Annotated in this window: 3 protein-coding genes; 2 read left to right on the top strand and 1 reads right to left on the bottom strand. The window is 64.0% G+C overall.

Annotated elements, in window-relative coordinates; translation table 11 throughout:
* Nucleotides 1-411: Sua5 family C-terminal domain-containing protein (locus tag EPO09_RS18055; RefSeq protein WP_290645217.1), on the top strand; the 411-nt coding region annotated here is incomplete at its 5' end.
* A 156-nt stretch (nucleotides 412-567) separates the two neighbouring features.
* The gene (locus EPO09_RS18050) at nucleotides 568-1,899 is read left to right on the top strand and encodes an SGNH/GDSL hydrolase family protein (protein ID WP_290645215.1); all 1,332 of its coding nucleotides are present in this window, start codon (nucleotides 568-570) and stop codon (nucleotides 1,897-1,899) included.
* 13 nt (nucleotides 1,900-1,912) lie between these two features.
* Here the strand turns inward: EPO09_RS18050 and EPO09_RS18045 are convergent.
* Nucleotides 1,913-2,786, bottom strand: an 874-nt coding sequence (locus EPO09_RS18045; RefSeq protein WP_290645213.1) for a D-alanyl-D-alanine carboxypeptidase/D-alanyl-D-alanine-endopeptidase, incomplete at its 5' end; no start/stop codon positions are given.

Raw genomic sequence — 2,786 nt, 5'->3', positions numbered from 1 at the left:
CCCGTGATGTGGTCCAGACCCGAAGCGCCGGACCCCTCCGCGCCCAAGGCCTCGGGCACGCTGCTGTCGCACTACGCGCCGCGCGCCAAAGTCCGCCTGATGGGGGACGAGCAGATCAACGCCGCGCTGGATGTGATCGAGCCCGAACTCACGGCCGCCAAGATCTGGGATGCCTCACAAGGCCCCCGCATCGCCGTGTACTCGCGCAGCCTGTGGGCCTGGCGCCCCAAACACCAGGGCGTGGTGCACCTGTCGATGCCGGGCGATGCCGTGACCGCTGCGCACGACCTGTTTGCCGACCTGCGCGAGCTGGACGCCACCGGTGTCGAGCTGATCTGGGTTGAAACGCCACCTGAAGACGCCGCCTGGGATGGTGTGCGCGACCGCCTCAACCGCGCCGCTGCGTCCTGAAAACCTGGCTGGCGCCCTTCGCACATGGAGGGACTTCGCCGGATTGCCTATCTTTACGTGGCAGACTCTGAGCCTCCCCGCAGCACCGTTATGCTCGGGGATTGAGCGCAGTACCTCACGCCACTCAAGCACGACCGACCGTTAGACGGAGATTCCATGTTTCGCTTTGCCGCCGCCTCTTCCAAGCCTTCGACCCTGGCTCAGACCGTGATCCGTCTGGGCGCCGTGGCTGCGGCCTGTTCCGCCTTGACCTGGTCCTTGTCGGGTTGTGGTGGTGGCAGTCGCGCCAGGGAGTACGTGCCTGACAGCGTGGTGTCGTTCGGGGATGAGAACAGTGCGATGGTGGATTCGGCGTCCAGTACATCGCTGGATCCTGCCGGCTCGACGGGCAAACGTGTGCAAGGCCTTGTCTACACGGTGAACGCCGTGATTGACGAGTCGCTTTTGGGCGTGTTTACCTACTGCACGGATGGCACGGCCAATCAGTGGTGTAACGGTCCTGTTGCGCCCGCGACAGCCACGCCAGCCACGCCAATCTCGTTCAGTGCGACGAGTGACACGTTCACAACAGGTGGCGCGCCGCATGCCTATTATTTCGACACCATCAATACTGGCAACACCAGCAACGTGGTGACTTTTGTCGATGTCGGCACAGGTACGGTCAGCTCGGTTGCGAAGAACCCCTTGAAGCGCACCTACAACGTGACCTACGCCTGCTCGACCAGCCGTTTGTGGAACCAGGTCGTGGCGCACAGTTTCGGCAAGGGTTTTGAGTCGGCATGTGCGTTGGATCTGGATGGGGCAAAGACCTATGCTGCGCAGGGCGCCATGGTCGCAGACCTGCAGACCCAGGTATCGGCGCACCGCGCGGAGTTGCATGACGGCGTGCTGGTCACGATCATGATTGGTCAGAATGACATCCTGGATGTCTACAACAGTGTGGTTGCCACCCCGGCGCTCGACGCCTCTGCCGCCTCGACGCTTGGTGCGAGGGGTCGCAACGCCGCTGCGATCGTGCAATCGGTGCTGAACACAGGCGCCAAAGTGGTGTTGGCATTGACGCCTGACTTGGGTGAGTCGCCCATGGCTGCGGCGTTGGATGCCACCGGCAAGGCTCGCCTGAAAGCCTACACCTCCGCGTTCAATGATGGCCTGAAGTTTGGAATGGGCTCGACAGCCGCGCAAGATGGGCGTCACTTTGCGCTGGTTGAGTCTGATCTGTACACCAATCCGATCACGCGCAGTGCCAGCTATGTTCATGGCGCAGCGGTGTGCGACATGAGCGCAACATTCAAGCGGCCGGACGGGTCGAACGTTCTCGTAGCAGATGCCGACTACGCTACGCGCGTCCAATATTGCAATGCCAATACCCTGGTGACCAACGGCAGCGTGTCCACCTATATGTGGGCTGACGATACGCACTTCGCCCCCGCAGGCCACGCCCAGATTGGCTCCCTGGCCGCATCCCGCGTCTACAACCAGTTCTGATCTGATTGACCAATCACGGTGCGGGCTTGTCCCGCATCGCCCAGGCTACCAGCGCCTCCATCGCGGGGCGCGCCGCGTCAGCCTGGGGATGATTGATCACGGCCACCACTGCATAACGGCGGCCTGACTCGCCCTCCACATAGCCTGCCAGCGCAGCCACGCCATCCAGCGAGCCTGTCTTGAGGTGGGCTCGCCCGGCCACGCTTTGCAGTCGCCGCGCCGTGCCGTCCGTGCCGCTGATCGGCAGCGAGGCGATGAACTCTGGCATGGCGGGCGTGGCCCACATGCTTTGTAGCCAGCGTCCCAGGCAGCGCGCCGAACTGCGTTCGCTTCTGGACAAGCCCGAGCCGTTGTCCAGCACAAGTGCCTCGCCCTCACAGGGCGATTTGCCTGCGCTGTCACGCGTGCTCATCTGCACCTGTTGTGTCACGGCGGCGCGTGCCTTGTCCAGCGTGGCGGGCCATCCGCCTTGCTGCCCGCCCAGCGTGAGAAAGAGCTGGCGCGCCATCACGTTGTTGCTGAACTTGTTGATGTCGCGCACGATCTGGCCCAGCGGGGGGGATGCCCAGCTTTGCCAAGGGGCGACTGGATCTGCGCCCTGCGCGGGCCACCTGCCGGGCAGGATGTCGCCACCCAGCTTGCCGCCTGCGCGCTTCCAGGTCGCACTGAGCAGCCGCGCCGCGTAGTCCCCTGCGCCCGCTCCTTGCCACAGCACAGGCCAGTCCTTCATGCCGCACGAGGCGGGATAAGGCCCGCTTACGCTCAGCGTCCAGGGGCGCAGGCCATGCTGCTGCCAGCCTGCGGCAGGTTTCATGCTCAAGGTCAGGCTTTCTCGCCAATCGCCACATGCGCCTGAGTTTTGCAGGCGTACATGGGGATCCAGCCGC

This window comes from Aquabacterium sp., from assembly GCF_004297345.1.
GTDB lineage: Bacteria > Pseudomonadota > Gammaproteobacteria > Burkholderiales > Burkholderiaceae_C > Aquabacterium.
The sequence above is the reverse complement of the archived record's forward strand: the minus strand, read 5'-3'. Positions and strand labels throughout refer to the sequence as shown.

What these genes read in the sequence shown, in the direction of transcription:
- EPO09_RS18050 (WP_290645215.1), top strand. Translation starts at nt 568, where the DNA reads ATGTTTCGCTTTGCCGCCGCCTCTTCCAAGCCTTCGACCCTGGCTCAG.